13 protein-coding genes and 1 other RNA gene are annotated in these 19,656 nt (G+C 41.7%); 5 read left to right on the top strand and 9 right to left on the bottom strand.

Annotated elements, in window-relative coordinates; all coding sequences use genetic code 11:
• The first annotated feature begins 209 nt into the window (after positions 1–209).
• Positions 210–1,319: a type II TA system antitoxin MqsA family protein gene (locus HXT28_RS02405; RefSeq protein ID WP_016637297.1), complete on the top strand. Its 1,110-nt coding sequence runs from the start codon at positions 210–212 to the stop codon at positions 1,317–1,319.
• Between the two features lie 131 nt (positions 1,320–1,450).
• Here the strand turns inward: HXT28_RS02405 and HXT28_RS02400 are convergent, their stop codons facing one another.
• From HXT28_RS02400 to HXT28_RS02390, 3 genes are all read right to left on the bottom strand, one after another.
• Positions 1,451–3,832, bottom strand: a complete 2,382-nt coding sequence (locus tag HXT28_RS02400; RefSeq protein WP_032818735.1) for a DNA gyrase/topoisomerase IV subunit B — start codon at positions 3,830–3,832, stop codon at positions 1,451–1,453.
• A gap of 98 nt (positions 3,833–3,930) precedes the next feature.
• Positions 3,931–5,400, bottom strand: coding sequence for an RNA polymerase sigma factor (locus tag HXT28_RS02395; RefSeq protein ID WP_064347533.1), 1,470 nt, complete (start codon positions 5,398–5,400; stop codon positions 3,931–3,933).
• Between the two features lie 97 nt (positions 5,401–5,497).
• The gene (locus HXT28_RS02390; RefSeq protein WP_032814446.1) at positions 5,498–6,397 is read right to left on the bottom strand and encodes a hypothetical protein; all 900 of its coding nucleotides are present in this window, start codon (positions 6,395–6,397) and stop codon (positions 5,498–5,500) included.
• A 178-nt stretch (positions 6,398–6,575) separates the two neighbouring features.
• On the opposite strand from HXT28_RS02390, the gene HXT28_RS02385 reads away from it, so the two are divergent.
• Positions 6,576–7,688 (top strand): polyprenyl synthetase family protein, encoded by a 1,113-nt coding sequence (locus HXT28_RS02385; protein WP_422113611.1) that lies wholly within the window; start codon positions 6,576–6,578, stop codon positions 7,686–7,688.
• A 96-nt stretch (positions 7,689–7,784) separates the two neighbouring features.
• Positions 7,785–10,178 carry a protein kinase domain-containing protein gene (locus HXT28_RS02380; protein WP_422113610.1) on the top strand — a complete coding sequence of 798 codons (2,394 nt, stop codon included), beginning with the start codon at positions 7,785–7,787 and terminating at the stop codon, positions 10,176–10,178.
• 139 nt (positions 10,179–10,317) lie between these two features.
• On the opposite strand, the gene HXT28_RS02375 is transcribed toward HXT28_RS02380, so the two are convergent.
• Entirely contained in the window at positions 10,318–11,013 is a 696-nt protein-coding gene (locus HXT28_RS02375; protein ID WP_064347595.1) for a lysophospholipid acyltransferase family protein, read from the bottom strand.
• Between the two features lie 76 nt (positions 11,014–11,089).
• Between HXT28_RS02375 and HXT28_RS02370 the strand changes: the two genes are divergently transcribed.
• Positions 11,090–11,755 carry a hypothetical protein gene (locus tag HXT28_RS02370; protein WP_016637291.1) on the top strand — a complete coding sequence of 222 codons (666 nt, stop codon included), beginning with the start codon at positions 11,090–11,092 and terminating at the stop codon, positions 11,753–11,755.
• A gap of 160 nt (positions 11,756–11,915) precedes the next feature.
• Here the strand turns inward: HXT28_RS02370 and secA are convergent, their stop codons facing one another.
• Together secA and hpf are read right to left on the bottom strand one after the other, a co-directional pair.
• Positions 11,916–14,705, bottom strand: a complete 2,790-nt coding sequence (gene secA, locus HXT28_RS02365; protein ID WP_016637289.1) for a preprotein translocase subunit SecA — start codon at positions 14,703–14,705, stop codon at positions 11,916–11,918.
• Between the two features lie 175 nt (positions 14,706–14,880).
• Entirely contained in the window at positions 14,881–15,552 is a 672-nt protein-coding gene (gene hpf, locus HXT28_RS02360; RefSeq protein WP_016637288.1) for a ribosome hibernation-promoting factor, HPF/YfiA family, read from the bottom strand.
• 209 nt (positions 15,553–15,761) lie between these two features.
• Between hpf and rnpB the strand changes: the two genes are divergently transcribed.
• Positions 15,762–16,134: RNase P RNA component class A (gene rnpB / locus HXT28_RS02355), an RNA gene on the top strand.
• A 1-nt stretch (position 16,135) separates the two neighbouring features.
• Here rnpB and HXT28_RS02350 read toward each other — a convergent pair.
• The 3 genes from HXT28_RS02350 to HXT28_RS02340 are packed head-to-tail and all read right to left on the bottom strand — an operon-like array spanning position 16,136 to position 19,609.
• On the bottom strand, positions 16,136–16,843 hold the full coding sequence (locus tag HXT28_RS02350; RefSeq protein WP_064347538.1) for an HAD family hydrolase: 708 nt from the start codon (positions 16,841–16,843) through the stop codon (positions 16,136–16,138).
• Positions 16,830–18,620, bottom strand: a complete 1,791-nt coding sequence (gene recN / locus HXT28_RS02345) for a DNA repair protein RecN (protein ID WP_016637286.1) — start codon at positions 18,618–18,620, stop codon at positions 16,830–16,832. Before recN ends, HXT28_RS02350 begins: the two co-directional genes overlap by 14 nt.
• 56 nt (positions 18,621–18,676) lie before the next feature.
• Entirely contained in the window at positions 18,677–19,609 is a 933-nt protein-coding gene (locus HXT28_RS02340) for an NAD kinase (RefSeq protein WP_016637285.1), read from the bottom strand.
• Between the last annotated feature and the right edge of the window lie 47 nt (positions 19,610–19,656).

Genomic DNA, 19,656 nt, shown 5'->3' with positions numbered 1-19,656 from the left:
ATTCGCGCCACGAGTAAAACTATCACACGTAGGTAAATGTGAGATGGTAAACATTTACACGAAGTTTAATATCATTACTATTTCTCAGCAAAATAGGACAGTTGTTATTTCATTTCATAAAGCAAATAAACAGATAGATTATTTATTTAGATAATCTAATAAACAACTCAAAAATAATAAATCTGCTAATTCTCAACAAAAGGCTCATAATGAAAGATAATAAAACATTTTGCGAAGAATGCAGGAATGATGTTGAGTACTCAACAAAATCCGTTCCAATGACTGCATCTATTAAAGGAAAACAATATTCCTACCCTGGCACAGAAGCACACTGTAAAGAATGCGGTTCTGACGTATATGTACCAGAAATTATCGACGCGAATCTTAGAGCATTGTATGACGAGTATCGTAAAGAAAACAATATTATTCCGCTTGATGAAATCAACGAAATACCTGCTAAATACGCAATAGGTAAGCGACCACTATCACTACTGCTCGGTTGGGGTGAACAAACGTTTTCTAGATTTACAGACGGAGACATTCCCTCAAAACAATATTCTGACATTTTGCAACGCATTTATAATAACCCGGAATATTACTTGCAATTATTAATCAGCAATAAGAATAATCTGAAATCCGCGCTTAGCTACGAAAAAAGCTACAAGGCAACTCAAAAACTATTGCTTAAGTCCAACAATTCTTCAAGCAATAACGACTTTATTAACACAGATTCAAGCAACAAAATAAACGATGTAATACAATACTTGCTCGTAAAATGCGAGGACATTACTCCCCTTGCTTTGCAAAAATCATTGTACTATATACAAGGTTTTTACTTTGCGTTCTATAAATCGTTCTTATTTACCGATGATTGTCAAGCATGGGTTCATGGACCTGTGTACAAAGACGTCTATTTACGCTATAAAGACTACACTTTTACACCAATCGATTCCTCAACAACAGAAATATCAGGAATTAAATCATCAGGAAAATTAGCTGATTACAAATACGATCAAAAAAGCGAAATCACGAGACTTACAGCAGAACTAACAACTACACTATCCGCTACCGAAAAAGCAGTATGCGATAGTGTGATTGATAATCTTTGCTGCTACAGCGGTAAAGAGCTTGAACGATTTACGCATCATGAGGAGCCTTGGATACTTACTCGCGGCAATCTAAAAGCTGATGATTCATCAGATAAAATAATCAGCAAAAATATGATCGGCGAATACTTTACGAAAATAAAAGAAAAATACAATATGATAAATCCAGATGACATTCACCAGTATGCAAAAGACATGTTTTCTAGTAAATAAACTAACTAAATAACTGTGTTACATAAAAATCCTCCTGCAGCAATTCACTAGACAGGAGGATTTTGTGTAAGTAATTTACGCGTAATTGATAATTCAGTTTCACTTATCAACAAAGTGTTTATATAACAAAATCAGGTATCGATTTTGGAACGATCAAAGTCGTCCGCATTATCAACAATAAACTGCTTGCGCGGAGGAACATCATCGCCCATCAGCAAATCGAATACTTCACTCGCTTGCTGAGCATCTTCCATACGAATCCTTCGAAGCATACGAGTTCTAGGATCCATGGTTGTATCTGCAAGCTGATCCGCATCCATCTCACCCAAGCCCTTATATCGCTGAATATCACTGTTAAAATCAATGCCCTTAGCTTGCAAATCGTTGAGCTTTCCAGCCAATTCATCGTCGGAATACGTGTAAATATACTCGCCCTTGCGCTTTCCAGTGAGTGCAATTCTGTGAAGCGGAGGCACTGCAGCATACACATGACCATGCTCAATAAGCGGACGCATATAACGATAGAACAACGTTAGCAGCAAAATACGAATGTGCGCGCCGTCAACATCTGCATCGGTCATCATAACAATCTTGTTATAACGCGCTTGCGAAATATCGAAACTTGCGCCAGATCCTGCTCCAACAACCTGAATAATTGCAGCGCACTCTTTATTGGAAAGCATTTGCGCAAGACTTGCTTTTTGCACGTTCAAAATCTTACCGCGAATAGGAAGAAGCGCTTGGAAAGCGGAATTTCGAGCAGCTTTTGCAGTACCAAGTGCAGAATCACCCTCGACGATGAAGAGTTCTGCAACATCGTCGTTTCCAGGCTGGCAGTCAGAAAGTTTTGGCGGCATAGAAGCAGACTCAAGAGCGTTCTTTCTGCGAGTAACTTCCTTAGTTTTACGCGCCTGAATACGCGCATGCATTTCGGAAACTATTTTTTCCAAAACTCTAGCAGACTGCTCTTTGAATCCTCGCTTAGATCCGCTAATCATCTCTCCAAATTGAGAGTCCGTCATTTTTGTAACAATCGGCTTAACTTGAGCAGTCCCAAGAACATCCTTAGTTTGACCTTGGAATTGAGGTTCAGCAATGCGAACAGTTATAACAGCAACAAGACCTGCCATAATGTCATCGCGTTCAATTTTCGTATTAGCATCTTTAAGATTTACTTTTAGCTTGCGCGCGTTATCCTCAACTGCTTTTCGTATTTGCTTAGTAATACCCTGCAAGAAGCCATCTACATGCATACCTCCGCCTGGAGTTTCAACCACGTTTACGAAACTAATAATGTTAGAATCGTAACCGTTTACCCAGCGCAAAGCAATATCCACTCCACATGTACGAGTCACTTGCTGAGCATGTAATTCACCCGAAGCATCAACCGCTTGAGTTTCTTCAACGTATGTATCTTCGCCAGAAATACGCCAGATGTCAGAAACAGCTTCACCCTTTGAAAGAAAATCAACGAAATCTTTGACGCCACCATTATGCAAAAATTCAACAACACGAGGATGATGTTTATTTTGCATTGAGTTAGCAGATGCAACATTTATAACAGATTGTGCAGCTGATGCTTCAGATTCAGCATTTTCAGTCGCGATATCCTCAATCTCATCTTCTACTTCACTGTCAGAATCACTATAAGTCTCATCATCAGATTCTAATTCAGTCTTTAAGTCAGCCTCAGATTTTTCACTATTTTCATAGCTGTTATCAATAAGATTACCTGATATAACATTGTCTTCCGGCGTATCAATTTCTTCAATATTAGATAATTCACCTTCAGGCACATGCTCGTCAATAACAGTAATTTTTAAGCCTGGAACCAGGAAACTTGTTTGACGAACGCGAGCAATAAGCTGCTCGTAACTAAAATGCGCAGTTGTATTGAAAATTTCTGGATCAGCCCAATACCGTACGCGCGTACCTGTAGTTTTTGGAGAAACCGTGCCAATAATTTCCAGCTCAGTAGGCTTATTCTTACGCGTGCGCTTAAAAGGTGATGCTGGAGACGGATGCAATGGATCCACGTCAGTATATACACCAGGGTGTCCTTGATGGAATGCCATATGATGCGTTTTACCATCTCTGTCAACTTCAACATCCAAGCGTAAACTTAAAGCGTTTACAACAGAGGAACCAACACCATGCAAACCGCCAGCAGCATTATAAGAAGCGTTACCAAACTTAGCTCCAGCGTGAAGCTTAGTTAAAACAACTTCGACGCCAGTAAGTTTCGTCTTAGGCTCAACGTCTACTGGTATACCACGACCGTTATCTGCAACTTCAATAGAACCATCATCGTGAAGAGTAACAATAATATGGTCACAAGCACCAGCTAAAGCCTCGTCAACCGCATTATCAATAATCTCCCAAAGGCAATGCATCAAACCTTGACTGTCAGTAGTGCCAATATACATTCCAGGACGCTTACGCACAGCATCCAAGCCCTCTAACACAGTCAAACTATCAGCATCATACTGTTCTTGCTCTTTATGAGAGACCACTTCTACCCCTTGTAGCAAACTTCTGAGAACATGCAACAAGTGCCGCACTACTACCAGCAATAATACGACACTTTTTTAAGTACGCTAATATTGTGCAATCACTGATCTAAGAAGTCACGTAACGTTTGCGAACGTGAAGGATGACGTAATTTAGACATGGTTTTTGACTCAATTTGACGAATACGTTCACGAGTAACACCGTAAACGCGGCCAATATCGTCTAAAGTCTTTGGCTGACCATCTTCCAAGCCATAGCGCATCTTAATAACTCCAGCCTCTCTAGGGGCCAAAGTTTCCAAAACTTGCCTAAACTGTTCTTGAAGGAGCGAGAACGCAACAGCATCAGATGGTGCAATTGCATCGGTATCTTCAATTAAATCACCAAATTCAGAGTCACCATCTTCACCAAGTGGCGTATGCAAAGAAATAGGTTCACGGCCATACTTTTGCACTTCCTGCACTTTTTCTACAGGCATATCAAGTTCGCGAGCAAGCTCATCTGGCGTAGGTTCACGACCTAAATCTTGAAGCATCTGGCGCTGAACCCTAGAAAGCTTATTAATTACTTCAACCATATGCACTGGAACTCGAATTGTACGAGCCTGATCTGCCATAGCACGAGTAATAGCCTGACGAATCCACCAAGTTGCGTAGGTCGAGAACTTAAAGCCCTTCTTCCAATCGAACTTTTCAACTGCACGAATTAAACCAAGGTTACCTTCCTGAATCAAATCAAGGAAAAGCATGCCTCTACCCGTGTAACGCTTAGCAAGAGAAACAACAAGACGCAAGTTTGCTTCAAGAAGATGATCTTTAGCTTTCTTTCCATCTGCTGCAGCCCACTTAAGCTCACGCTTACGCTTAAACTCCATTTGGTCAATTTGTGTATCAAGCAAATGCTGAGCATACAAGCCAGCCTCAATGCGCTCAGACAAATCAACTTCCTGCTCTGCGTTTAACAAGCTTACGCGGCCTATCTGCTTCAAATAATCCTTCACAGGATCAGCAGTAGCACCAGTAGCAATAACGCGTCGCTTTGGGTTGCCAGATGGAGTCAGATTATCGTCGTCGTCATCATCGCGAACAATAAAAGCGCCTTTAGCTTGTGGAACTTGAGGAACATCATGCTTATGCTCATCATGCTCATCAATATCGTCAAGATCATCTGGTTCATCATCAAGATCGGCAACATCATCATCAACAACATCACTAAGATCATCAACGTCAGTAATATCTTCTGGCTGAATATCTTCCAAATCATCCAAATTCATTTGCTCGTCTTCATCGTCAAGATGAGCATCATCTAATGAATCATCGTCGAAAGATAATGACGTGCGAGATTGCGCAACCATGTTATCTTTCTGCTCATCTTGTTCAACCTCTGATGACTTAGTTTCAGTATCAATCTGATTTTCTTCTTTTTTCAAACGAGAACTACGCGTCTTGCTAGCAGGTGACGAAGCTCGAGTTGCACCCTTCTTAGTTGTAGCTGTTTTACGAGTTTTTACAGGTTTCTTATTTTCTTGTGCTTCATGCTGATCGACAAATGATTCAACTTCGCTCGTCAAACTGTTTCCTCCTGTAGTATCCCCTTGTGGCGCAAATAGGCATAGTTCACGCAAGGGCAAGTCTTACCTTAAGTAGTAAACCATTTAAGCAAGACGATTATTCCCTCTTCCTATTTTGCGGCGTGGCGTAACACTCACACCATGCAGGTTCAAGGTGATGTTCATCGGCGCCAAGAACAATTTTTGCCATAGAACAATCAGGATCAATACTTAATGCACGATGAGTATAATGCTGTACATCTCCCAAATGGAACCACCAACTAATATAAGCTAATAACGCGTAAATTTGCACAGTCAACTCTGGGATACTGTGTGTCACAAGTGCCATAGCTTGCAATACTTTGCAAGCATGTACTGCCCGTGATACATCTGGTTTTTTAGTTGTCTGAGCAAACTTAGCTTCCAAACAATGCCTTAAATTACGAGATATTTCTGGAGTATGTGGACAAAATGCAAAATCTACCAAGGTTTTTTCATCATACCATTCTTGGTTTTCATCCAAAATAGTAATAAGCATCGCGTCTCGCACATTGATGTTATGCAACATAGCCATAGGCAATGCTATGAAATCAGAACCAAGAAGATTCCCATCGTTTGAGAACATGTTGTACCAACGTCCAAGAGCTGTAATAGCAAGATTATTAATAGTGCATTGCTTACCATATTCAGTAACATGTTCAAGAAAACCATCAGCTGCCACAGGAACCCAATATTGTAAGCCTTCAATCCATTGTTCATGACGACTACAATGAAGACCTATATACTCTTTGGGAAATGTCATAAAATAACAACATTCTTTTGAGGGATATATCTTGCCCTTAATATCCGAGATTTCTTTCCCCGCAAACCCATTAAAATCTTCTAAACCAACAAAATCTAAACAACCATTAAAAGAATGAGCACTTTCTCCATAAATTTTCATAAGACCCTGAATATCAAAATCATCGACACATTTATGTGGTACTTGATCTTTTACATCAACATTTGCTATTGCCATATCAATTTCCTCCCTATAGACATGCTTATAAGTTGCATCAAGCAGGTAACTTGATGATGCTAGTTTCTCAAGATGCACATAAGCATGCAATAGAAAAAGATTCCTGCGGTGAAAAGGTCGCAAAATGTATGAATCACTGCGTTTTGTAATGTTCAGCCCTGTGGATAACTTTCATATTATGAGCACATTCGTAGATAGCAGTTGCACTCTCAAAGATATTGAATTACGCATTGCGTCTTTAATTTCTCAACAATTTCAAACGCACGTAAACATAAATAACCATCTTTCTTCAACATGTGCACATACGCTACAACAAGTCATACGGCAGGCTATTGTCTCAAGCGAAGGCGGCAAACGGCTCCGAGCATTACTCACGCTCGCAGCATTCCAATCGCTAGCTGATGGAAATACCATTCAAAAAAATCAGGAACAAGCAATATTTGATATTGCGTGTGCTTTGGAAATATTCCAAACCGCAGCATTAATTCATGATGACATTATTGATGAATCTGCTTTGCGACGCGGTAAGCCGAGCGCACACTATGCTTTAAGCAGTGCATGCAGTAATCGACACATTGGAACTGGTCTTGGTCTTATGCTCGGAGACTTGCTCGCTACGGAAAGTTTTGATATTACTCGCGGAGCTGCGAAGCATTTTGCTTATGATGAGGAGTTATTAGCAGCTTTCGCATCTATGCAACGTAACGTTGGCATTGGTCAAGTGTTAGATTTATCGATTGAAATGATGCAATTGGATGATCCCGTAAAACTTGCTGAATCTTCCTTAAATGTGTTCCGTTGGAAAACAGCAAGTTATACTACTATTGCTCCGCTTACGCTTGGTCTTCTTGCAGCATCTATGGAACCACATGAAGCATATCAACTTGCTCACAATATTGGCGATCCTCTTGGTATTGCTTTTCAGCTTGCAGACGATTTGCTCGATATTGTTTCCGACAGTAAGCACACTGGTAAACCTATTGGCGGCGATATTCGTGAAGGCAAACGTGCAGTACTACTTGCCGACGCACTACAGCACAGTAACAAGCATGAACAAGATATACTACTAGAGGCTTATACCAGCGACAGTCGCAGCGAAGATGACGTACAACGTATTATACAGATTTACCATACTTCTGGAGCAATTGAACGTTCTCAACAACGCATTATGAATCTTTGGAAACAATCACAAAATGCTATTGATGCTAGTTCACTAAACAGCAATGGGAAAACTATTTTACATACTATAAGCCAACGCTTTATACCTGAAGCATGGCGTAATGTACAATAGAATATGAAAGAGCGCTCAAAAACTATCTTTCTTTGTTATGTTGCTTGTACACTCATAAGCGGCAAGTAGGGTTTTACGCGTGTAAGGATTGTGACAATGGATGAAGCTACACAGGTGCAGCTAGGCATGTGCATTGAAAATCGCTATCGCATTGTGCGCAAAATAGCTCAAGGCGGTATGGCAACTGTCTATCAAGCGCAAGATGAGCGTCTTAATCGTACTGTAGCTATTAAAATCATGCATACTCAGCTCGCTCAAGGAGTGCACCGCGAACAGTTCGTTGCAAGATTCCGCCGAGAAGCAACTTCTGCCGCAGCAATAGCTAACCCCCATATTGTGCAGGTTTATGATACGGGCGAATATGAAGGTCTTGATTACCTTGTGATGGAGTATGTTCATGGCGTTAATTTGCGTTACGAAATGAATATGCAAGGTACATTTAGTGTACGCGATACGTTGCGTTTATTAGCGGAAACATTAGATGGGCTTGCTTCGGCGCATCAAGCTGGCGTTGTACACCGCGATATTAAGCCGGAAAATATTTTAATTAATGACCGCGGTCATGTGCAAATTACTGATTTTGGTTTAGCTCGCGCAATTTCTCAAGCAACACTTTCGTCTACAGGATTACTGCTTGGAACTGCAGCATATCTTGCTCCTGAACTCATTGAGCATAATCTAGCAACGCCGCAAGGTGACTTGTACTCTGCCGGCATGATGTCTTGGGAAATGTTAGCAGGAAAAGTACCTTTTGTAGCCGATAATCCAGTAACGCTTGTTTTTAAGCATGTGCATGAAAATACTCCTTCGATAAGTACAGCTTGCCCAGGTATCAACGAAAAAGTAGCGCAATTTATAGCAAAACTTACTGCACGCAATATGAATGAGCGTCCGCAGAATGCAAGCGAAGCATTGACACAATTGCGTGCTCTTTCAATGCAATTAAGCACTGAAGACTGGCAGTACAAGTTAGACGAACAACATAACGATCAGAATATATTTAGTGAAACTCCACTCAATAATTTGCGCGCACCATCCGCACTAAATTATGACAAGCAGGAAAACGCTACACATGATGCAGATATGACACAAGCAATACATACTGCACCTGACTATGCTACACAACATAATACTGATTTTGTAGATGAATCTTTTCACGATGAAACTCTTGCGATACCCCATGTTGAAAATGTGAGTGCATTAAAAGAAACAGTTAACAATAGGATTTCTGATAATGAAACTCGTAACGACAGCATGAACAATACTGTTTTGTTAAATGACGATTTTGCTGTTGATACGCTTCAACAAAAAACACAAGCTATGCCATGGTCTCCTGTAGATCCAAAGAGCGCCGTTAATGACACCCAAGATAATCCACTGTCAGAGTTTGATGATAGCAATATGCCGACAATAGCTATTAATGCGCACAGTTTTAACAATAATCAGCATGGTACATCATCACTAAAATCGCCTGTTTCTGATAATAAGCCAAGCAAAAAATCTTCACATTCTTCGCATAAACGAGCATTCATTATCGCAGGATGCTGCAGCTTTGGCGTATTAGCACTCGCTGCTATTGGAAGTTTCTGGTATTTACTCGGTCCTGGTAGCTATTGGTCGTTACCAAAACCTGATGATCTCCAATGCGCAAAACAACATATTTGCAAGATTACTGATGTTAATTGGAAACAATATGAACGCACACTAAAAGTAGCTGGAATTCCTTACGATGTATCACAAGACTATAGTGACACCATTCCTGCTGGTAAAATACTGGCTACTGATCCAGATGTTGTCGGTAGTCATATTGCTAAGCATGCCAATAATCGTCTTCATGTTGTACTATCGCTAGGTATTCGTAAAGCTACTATTCCGGACGATATTGCAGACGCAAAGACTAGTAACGGCAAAAAACCATTGCAAGCACTCCATAAAGCTGGATTCACTCATATTGTGCATCATGCATCATCAGACGTGTATTCTCTTGAAGTGCCAGCTGGTAGTGTTATTGATATTAATCCAAAGCCTGGCACTCGAATGAACCATAATGAGGAAGTGAGCATACTACTTTCTAAAGGTCCTATGCCTGTGCAAATGCCGGATATTGTTCATCGTACTAAGGCTGAAGCTGATACCGCTCTTCGAGATATTAAACTCGATGTTACCTACGATGAAGAAAATAGCGATACTGTGGAAAAAGGTAAGATTATTCGTTCGTCTGTTGATGCCGGAACCCAATTACATTGGGGAGATAGCGTGAAAGTAACTGTTTCTAAAGGACCAAAAACAGTCACTTTACCAAATGTGTGTGGGAAAAATACTACTGAAGCTCGTAAGATTCTTGAAGCTCTTGGACTGCAAGTACGAGTATCTGCACCACTCGGCGACTATATGCACGTAGTGCGCTTCCAATCTCCTGGTGCTGGCAGTGAGATACCTTTGAAGGATTCACATGGTAATCCTTCAACTATCACGCTTACTGTAATTTAATAATTCTTTTCAACAAGCTCGTGAAATACAGTGGCGGAATCATTATAGCTTCCGCCACTGTAGACTATGGAGCAACATGCATATCAATGTAACTACATGAACAACTCAAGTAGTAACCAATAGCATTATTGTGTTATGTTTAATTTTTTTGACGCTCTTGACGCATGCGTTCTTTGACAATTTGCGCATACTCATCAACGTATTCTTGACCGCTCATATGCTTAATTGCTTGGGTTACCTGATCAGTAATTTCTCGTAAACGCTCATGCGTAATTTCACTAGAATCATGAACACGCTCAACGTAAATGGGTTCTCCATAAATAGCTTGCGTTTTTCCTTTTGCTGGAATAATTTGTCCTTGAACTTGTAGCTCTCTTGTGCCAATAATAGCCACGGGAATAATTGGGCAACCAGTTTCAAGAGCAAGTCGCGCAGCGCCAGTATGACCACGATATAAACGACCATCAGGGCTTCTCGTTCCTTCGATATGAATACCAAAAAGTTGCCCTTTTTCCAATATTTCTCGAGCATGGTTCAAAGCGCCGAGTGACTTAGAACCGCCAGAACGATCTACTGGGAATACTCCAACAGAAGTAAACCACCATTTTTTAAAACGCCCTTTTAAACCTTTGCCTTCAAAATATTCTGCTTTACCCATAAAGTGAATCATTCGAGGGCATGTCAAAGGCAAAAGCGCATCATCTATAACAGCAAGATGATTTGCTGCAATAATAGCGCCACCTTCTTTAGGAATATTTTGAACACCTTGTGCTGATGGATGAATCCTCATGCGGGCAATACCCCCAAGTCCCTTCACGAAGAACCAATACAACATACGATTCCTTTCTGTAACGCCTATTTTCACAACTTCCGCGTGCAAACTATCAGGCAGACTTGCTACAGTATATTTCATGACTTCTTCTAAGAATACCAACGCCCCTCGCCGTGAGGACGAGCCTGCGTCGCATCAACACGAGCATCATAACATTGACGCTGATTTAGATCATGATTGGTCAGCTTTTATGTCAGAATATGCTGATGATTTAAATGATGTTTTACGCTCGCGTATTGCGAAAAGTTTTGAAAAACATGTGCAAAAAGAGTTAAAAGAGCAAGAAAAGCGCGAGACTGCTGTTAGATCAGCTTATGAACATACTAACAATGCGCCAAAAAATAATTTTTCGCTTAAAAATTTAAGCAGTCAAAAATCGTATATTATTCCTCAACGTATGCAAGATTCACATATTCAGTTCGTTACCCCTCATGGGCCGCGTGATAATATTCGCAGCAGTTGGTTGGATTTAGATAATACTATGGAAGATTATGGTGAGGATTTTGTACCACCAAATCCTCACTTTGACAATGTTTCACTCATTACAGTACTACTTTGGCTGATGTTTGTTGCTGGTATTGTTGGCGTTATTCTTTGCGCTTTCTTACCATTATTAGCGAGTATCATAGGCATCGCAAGCGGGTTACTTATTCTTCTTGGCGGTGCAGGGTTACTTATGCGACGTAAAAAACATGATCTTTACCATGAAGATTACACTGATTATGGTGATGGAGCGCGAGTATAATCGCTCTGCTATATGATTTATTTCTGTTCTATTTTTCCATAATTTTAAACAATAGAAGGCTGATACATTTCAATGCATCAGCCTTCTATTCGGTACTCTTAGCACGAAGTAGGTGTCAACAGAACTCCTCATATAAAGCTCAGCTAACACCTATTCTTATTTATTCAACTTCACTATTAGGCTCATTCTGACCATGGCAAAGCTTGTACTTTCGACCAGAACCACATGGGCACTCATCATTTTTATTCGTACCAGGGAAGGTACGACCATCAGACCATGGTGTCTTCCACTCTTCATTCTTCGGACGCATGCTTAACGGAACTTCACCTTCAGCATGGCTCAAAGGAGCAGGGCCAACAATACCTGCTGACTCTTCTTCAGCATCCACTGTGGCAGAAACTTGAGCAATATCCTCATCCATAGCAGCATCGGAATCATCAGTTGAAGCAACCTGATTAACATCCATATGGAAGAGCAACTGAACAGTTTCTTCCTTGATTGCTTCAATCATGGAATTGTACATCTGATAACCTTCACGCTGATATTCAACCAGAGGATCGCGCTGACCCATACCACGAAGGCCAATACCATCCTTCAAGTAGTCCATCTCATAAAGGTGTTCTCGCCACTTACGATCAAGCACAGCTAATACGACTCGACGCTCAATCTGACGCAATGAGTCACTTCCGATGCCAGCTTCAAGCAAACCATAAATTAACTTTGCGCTTTCAAGAATCAAATCACGCAAAGCAATAACAGCTTTCTCGCCCTTAAGATTGTCAATAGTCTTGTGAACTTCATCCCAATCAAGCGCAACTGGCATCACCATGTTAAGTGCCTTATGCAAGCCCTCCAAATCCCAGTTTGCTGGCTTATCCGAACCGTTCATTGCGCCGCGCACATAACTCTCAGCAGTATCACTCATGAACTTCAAAATATCTTCATGAATGTCTTCACCCTTAAGAACCATTTGACGTTCAGAATAAATAACAGTACGCTGCTTATTCATAACGTCGTCGTATTTCAACACATTCTTACGCATTTCAAAATTGCGCGCTTCAACAGTCTTCTGTGCTGTACGAACACCGTTAGAAACATACTTAGATTCGATTGGCTCACCTTCTGGCAATCCTTTTGCCATAACACGAGCCACAAGCTGCGTGTTAAACAAACGCATCAAATCATCTTCCAAGCTCAAGTAGAAGCGAGACTCACCTGGATCGCCCTGACGTCCAGAACGACCACGCAACTGATTGTCAATACGACGTGACTCATGACGCTCAGTACCAAGCACATACAAGCCGCCGAGCATCTTTACTTCTTCATGCTCATCTTTAACTTGTTCTTTAACTTCAGCTAAGACTCCTGGCCAACGCTTCTCATACTCTTCAGGGGTATCGTCTGGAGAATATCCTTCAGCTTTCAACTTTGCATCAGCTAAGAATTCAACGTTACCGCCGAGCATAATATCAGTACCTCGACCGGCCATATTAGTAGCAACAGTCACAGCACCCTTACGACCTGCAACAGCAACCACACCAGCTTCCTTAGCGTTCTGCTTAGCGTTCAAAACTTGATGAGGAATACGAGCGACATCAAGCAATGAAGAAAGAATCTCCGAAGATTCAACAGAAGCAGTACCAAGTAATACTGGCTGCCCCTTTGCGTGACGCTCAGCAACATCGCGCACGATAGCAGTAAGTTTTTCCTTCTTAGTGCGGAAGATTAAATCATCCTTATCTTTACGAATAACTGGACGGTTAGAAGGAATCGGCAAAACACCAAGCTTATAAGTACCCATAAATTCTGCAGCTTCAGTTTCTGCAGTACCAGTCATACCTGCAAGCTTGTCATACATACGGAAGTAGTTTTGCAACGTAATAGTAGCAAAAGTTTGATTTTCAGCTTTTACTTCCACGTTTTCCTTAGCTTCAATAGCTTGATGCAAACCTTCACTATAACGACGTCCTGGGAGCACACGACCAGTATGCTCATCAACAATTAAGACTTCACCGTTAGTGACAACATAATCACGATCAAGAAGGAAAAGTTCCTTAGCCTTCAAAGCATTGTTCAGATAGCCAATAAGAGCAGTATTTGCTGGCTCATACAAGTTATCAATGCCTAAGTAATCTTCAATTTTAGCAATACCAGCATCGAGAATACCGGCAGTCTTCCTCTTCTCGTCGATCTCATAATCAACATCACGAGTAAGCTTCAAAACCAACTTTGCGAATTCACGATACCAGTGAGTAACATCGCCTTCTGCTGGGCCAGAAATAATCAACGGTGTACGAGCTTCATCAATAAGAATGGAATCAACCTCATCGACGATGGCGTAATGATGACCTCTTTGTACGAGTTCACTCTTTTCCCAAGCCATATTATCGCGCAAGTAGTCGAAACCAAACTCATTATTAGTGCCGTATGTAATATCAGCATTGTATTGCTTACGGCGTTCTGGCGACTGCTGATCAGTAATAATACATCCAACGCTCATGCCAAGGAATCTATAAATACGACCCATAAGTTCACTCTGGTAGCTGGCAAGGTAATCGTTGACTGTAACAACATGTACGCCTTTTCCTTCCAAAGCGTTCAAGTAGCTTGGCAAAGTCGCAACCAATGTTTTACCTTCACCAGTCTTCATTTCTGCGATATTGCCCCAATGCAATGCAGCACCACCCATAAGCTGCACATCGAAATGACGCTGGCCAAGCGTACGCTTTGAAACCTCTCGCACAGTAGCGAAGGCTTCAGGCATCAAATCATCAAGCTTTGCACCATTGTCTAAACGCTGCTTGAATTTAGCAGTTTGACCCTTCAATTCTTCATCGGAAAGCGCGGAAATTTCATCTTCCAGCGCATTCACAGCCTTGGCTACGTTCTCAAGGCGCTTTAATTGACGACCTTCACCCATACGCAAGGCTTTATCGACGATATCTACCACGTTTTGCTCCCTTAGGTCATGTCTATGACGACGGCCTAGCCAACATAGACGTAAACTGTGCCTATATTACGCGACGGCTGCGATTTTTGTAAGCACGCGAGTCTGAAATCTCAAAAACGCCCGCCTGACATTACGCCAGACGGGCATATACTTCATTCCATAACTTTAATTTTATTTACTTTTTTTTGGCGACATTTTCAGGAGTATCAATCTCAAACACGCCATAACTCCAACCATGCCTACGATATACAACCGATGGTCGCATAGTTTCTTTATTGACAAACAAGAAGAAATCGTGACCAATAAGCTCCATCTCGTATAAAGCCTCATCAATACTCATTGGTTCTGCAATATGCAACTTACGGCGAATCACAATAGGCGTGTCACCAACACTTACTTCCACAGATTCACCTGGACCAAGATCTGAAGCAACAGCAGCATCGGCACTATTAGATTCAGCTTCTTCTGGTTCCTCAACAGTGGTTTCTACTTCTGGCTCCACAACACCCATATCTACCGGAACCATCTCACTATAGCCACGGCGATGATCCTTGCGACGATCACGTGTACGACGCAAGCGAAGTGTTAACTTATCAAGTGCCATATCCAAAGCACTATATTGATCTGTGCTAGAAGCTTCTGCACGAATTACCGTACTTCCAGCAACAACCGTAATTTCAACACGTTTTGCAGTATCTGCCTGCCTTGGATTACCTTCATGCGTCAACACAATTTGCACACGTTGCGCATCAGGTGCAATGGCGGTCACACGATTCATCTTACTTTCTACAACGTCACGGAACCTTTGATTAATTTGCGTATGACGACCAGTAATGACGATTTCCATGCGAAACCTCCCCGTATAGACTCGAACTAAGTTCGATTTGTATCATCCGACTGCCACGATGCCGTCGGTAGTTCTATTATATCCGCTAAAGCAATAAGAACCTAGCAACTTATCAAATTTAAATAAAAAAATTCATATTTATTACAAAATTTTTCGCATAACAACGAATTTTTTACGAAATGAAGAATATCTGCTATAATCAGGAAGGTTGAGGTTTCACGATGACCGCGGTCACAATGTTCATTCGGAGTGACTGAGGAACTTCCGGGCTCCACAGAGCACAATGGCGGATAACGTCCGCCCAGGGCGACCTGAGAGATAGCGCAGCAGAGAATAGACCGCCTGAACGTTTCGTTCAGGTAAGGGTGAAACGGCGGTGTAAGAGACCACCGGACTTCTGGTAACAGTTAGTCGCATGGCAAGCCTCATTGGGAGCAAGGTCAAGCAGAAGACGATAAGGGTTGCTCGCCCAAGTCTTCGGGTAGACTGCTAGAGTTTGGCGGCAACGTCAAATCGAGATGGATGGTCATCCGCATGTATCCATACATGCGACAAAACCCGGGGTATGTGAAACCTCACTAACTCAACTATTTGCAATATTCGCATTAAAAATTTTGGGTGCAAATGCAAAATCTGAAAATATTGACACGCACTTTTGCAAAGGCGAATCTTCACTAATTTCAGCATTGATGTCATCTACTACCCCATATGTTTGCATCCCAGCTTGCTGCGCTGAGCGTAAAGCGACATGAGAATCTTCAAATACTGCGAAATTATTCGGAGCAATATGAAATTGACTTGCTAAATCAAGATAAATTCGTGAACTATGTTTGCCGGCTTCTGGTAAATCTTCCCCACATTGTAAAAAGTCAAAACAATCTGCAATACCAACTCTTGTTAAAGCAGGCAAACATAAACGTTGAGAAAGTGTTGTTACAAGCAGTAGCTTTACTTTGTTGGCATGCAAATAATGCACATAATCGTACGCTCCTTTTTTAAGAGGAAGCTGGTGAGCATATGCATCAAAAGCCATATCTGACCATTCTTGCATTAAAGTTTCAGGAGAATCAGTAAACCCACAATGTTCAATAACATAATCTGCGATTTGATGAGGATTCATAGCAGCAGTAGTATCTGCAAAAATTGAGGGGACACTCATGCCTCGTTTTGCAAAACTCCGTTTGTCAATATCATCCCATACGCCGAGAGAATCAAGTAACGTACCATCAAAATCAAAAATTGCTGCACGTATAGTGTCAGCATTTACCGACGCAATATTACGCAAGACCATCTAGCATCTTCCTACTGTTTGTAAGCAACTCATGTGCATGTTCTAAAGATGTTTGCGATTCACTACCAGCAAGCATTCGCGCAATCTCTTGCTCCCGAACAGCACCTTCGAGTTTGGTAACAGTTGTAGCTACGCTTTGAATGCACGCGCTATTCGCATCGATCACTTTACCCATAACTGCTTTCTTTTGAACGGCAAACTGAACATCCGCGAACGACGCAACTTGAGGCAAATGGGTAACCACAATAACCTGCGCATGTTGAGCAAGTTGAGCTAAACGTTTACCAAGTTCTACTGCAGCAACACCACCTACACCAGCATCAACTTCATCAAAAATAAATGTCATCATTGCATTGTCATGCTTACTTAACTTTGCAACCACAAGTTCCATTGCGAGCATAAGCCTACTAAGCTCGCCTCCAGAAGCACTTTTACCCATAGGCAAATCAGGAGAAGATGGGAAAGGTTGGAACAAAAACTCAACTTCGTCAAAGCCATGAGCATCAAGCCGCGTAGTTTCTCCACCGCTCTCTTCACGCGAATTCACCTGAACATGTAATTGCGCTCCACTCATTGCAAGTGAAGCTAATTCTTCACTCACATCATTGCTGAGTTTTTCGCCAGCTTTTACGCGAACATCATGCAATTGTTGAGCAATCTCAAGAGCTTCAGCATAGCGTTGGTTGCAAGTTTCGCGCGCACGCTTAATAGCTTCTGGCGAATCATCCAAATCTTCAAGCTCAAATTGTGCTTTTTCTGCCCAATCAAGAACATCATCTAAAGTAGGCCCCCATCTGCGCGTCAGCTCAGTAATATCATGGATCCTAGCATTTAAAGCATCTAAGTCTTCATCACTGGAATCAATATCGAGTTGTTGCGCAAGTTGCATGACTATATCGTCAAGCTGCGCATGAATATCGTCAAGTTGTTGAGCTACTTGATTCAATGAATTATCAACTCGAATGCTTCGTAATGCTTGAGCAGCTTGATCGATAAGTCCTCTTGCATCCAAAGATGATGATGAAGCACTATAATCTAGCTGACTCATGTCAAGAGACGATAAGGCTGTGCTAACTGCGTGAATAATTTGAGCAGCGTGCTCAATACGATCTCTTCTCGAATGCAATTCTTCATCTTCATGCGGTTGTGGATTTACATCCCGTATTCGCGTCAAAGATTCTCGAAGATAATCCGCACGTTGACGTGCTGAAGATGCTTGATTTGCTAGGCGATTACACGTTTCCTGAGCGCTTATCCAAAGGCGATAAGCTTGCATATATTGTTGCAATAATTCACTATTATTTGCTACAGCATCAAGGAGTTCACGCTGTTTTACGCTTGTTGCTATACGCAACTGATCACTTTGCCCATGAATAGTAATGATATGAGAACAAATTTCTTCTAACAGTGTTTTCGGTACTGCAAATCCTGACAGCGTCGCTCTAGATCTTCCCGTTTGCGGTACTGTTCTAGCAATATACATATCTGATTTCGTGCAATCATTTTCTGAGGATTCAAGTTCGATATTAGCTTGATGAACTAGTGTTGCCACTTCACTCGATTTTGGTACGCTAAATACACCTTGAACCCATGCTTCTTTAGCGTCTGGCGATATGCGCGCAACATCTGCCTTTGCGCCAGAAATAAGTTTTATAGCGCTAAGAAGCATTGACTTTCCAGCGCCAGTTTCGCCAGTAATCGCAGTCATATGCGCCGAAGGTGTAATAAGCGCATGCACGATTGGACCAAGATTACGTAATTCTAATTCTTCAAGCACACCACACCTCACTTGTGTATTACTGCCATTAAAAGTACTGTCGTTTATTCAGTCAACTACTGCTGACGCAATACATTGCCATTTCGCTGTTCGCGCCATCCTACTACCGGTAAATCAAATTTTGTAACTAAGCGCTGAGTAAATGGCGCTCCAGAAAGACGCGCTAACAATAATTCATCTTTAGATTGTCGCACTTGAATACGCGATCCTTGTGGAAGTGCACGCTGTCGTCTACCATCGCAACAAATCCAACCGCCTGACGACGATTCCTCAAGAATATCAATAGTAAAAGTAGAACCTGCACCAATAATTAATGGTCTTGCAAAGAGCGCATGAGCTGCTAATGGCACTAATTGTAGAGCTTCTACATCTGGCCACATAATTGGTCCTCCTGCGGAAAACGCATACGCTGTGGAACCAGTAGGCGTTGATACAATAACGCCATCGCAGCCAAACGATGACATTTCTACATCATCAACGCGAATTGATAGTTCTACCATACGACCTCTGTCTGCGCGATCAAGCGTAATATCATTCAACGCCCAATCGCTTAAAGGTTCAGATGCGCCAGGTAGCCACACGTCTACATGCGCTTCCATACGGTGATTAATAGAATAATCTTTGCTAGCAATTCTGCGAATCGCCTCGTCGATTTGGAAGCTTTCAAATTCTGCTAGAAAGCCGACATGTCCTAAATTGATGCCAATAATTGGCACAGGCATACAATGTACTAATTCTGCAGCCTGAAGCATGGTACCGTCTCCCCCAAGTACCACAACTATTTCCGTTTGCTCATTAACTATGCGAGCAGGCTGTTGCGCAAAATCAGATACAGCAGCACTATGAAAAATGTCAACCAAAAAACCTGCATGAGTTAGTTGCGACGTAACTTGGTTGACTACAGCACTGTTACTATCAAGTCTCGCATGAGTCACTACAAGAGCGCGTCGAACCTTTGAAGCAGTGTCATTTGCGAAACATTCCGACATTGCACAGCCCCTTCGTACCATTTAAGTATAACTGTAACTATTGTAAG

The sequence above is a fragment of the Gardnerella washingtoni genome, from assembly GCF_049262705.1.
Classification (GTDB): Bacteria; Actinomycetota; Actinomycetes; order Actinomycetales; family Bifidobacteriaceae; genus Bifidobacterium; species Bifidobacterium vaginale_D.
The sequence above is the reverse complement of the archived record's forward strand: the minus strand, read 5'-3'. Positions and strand labels throughout refer to the sequence as shown.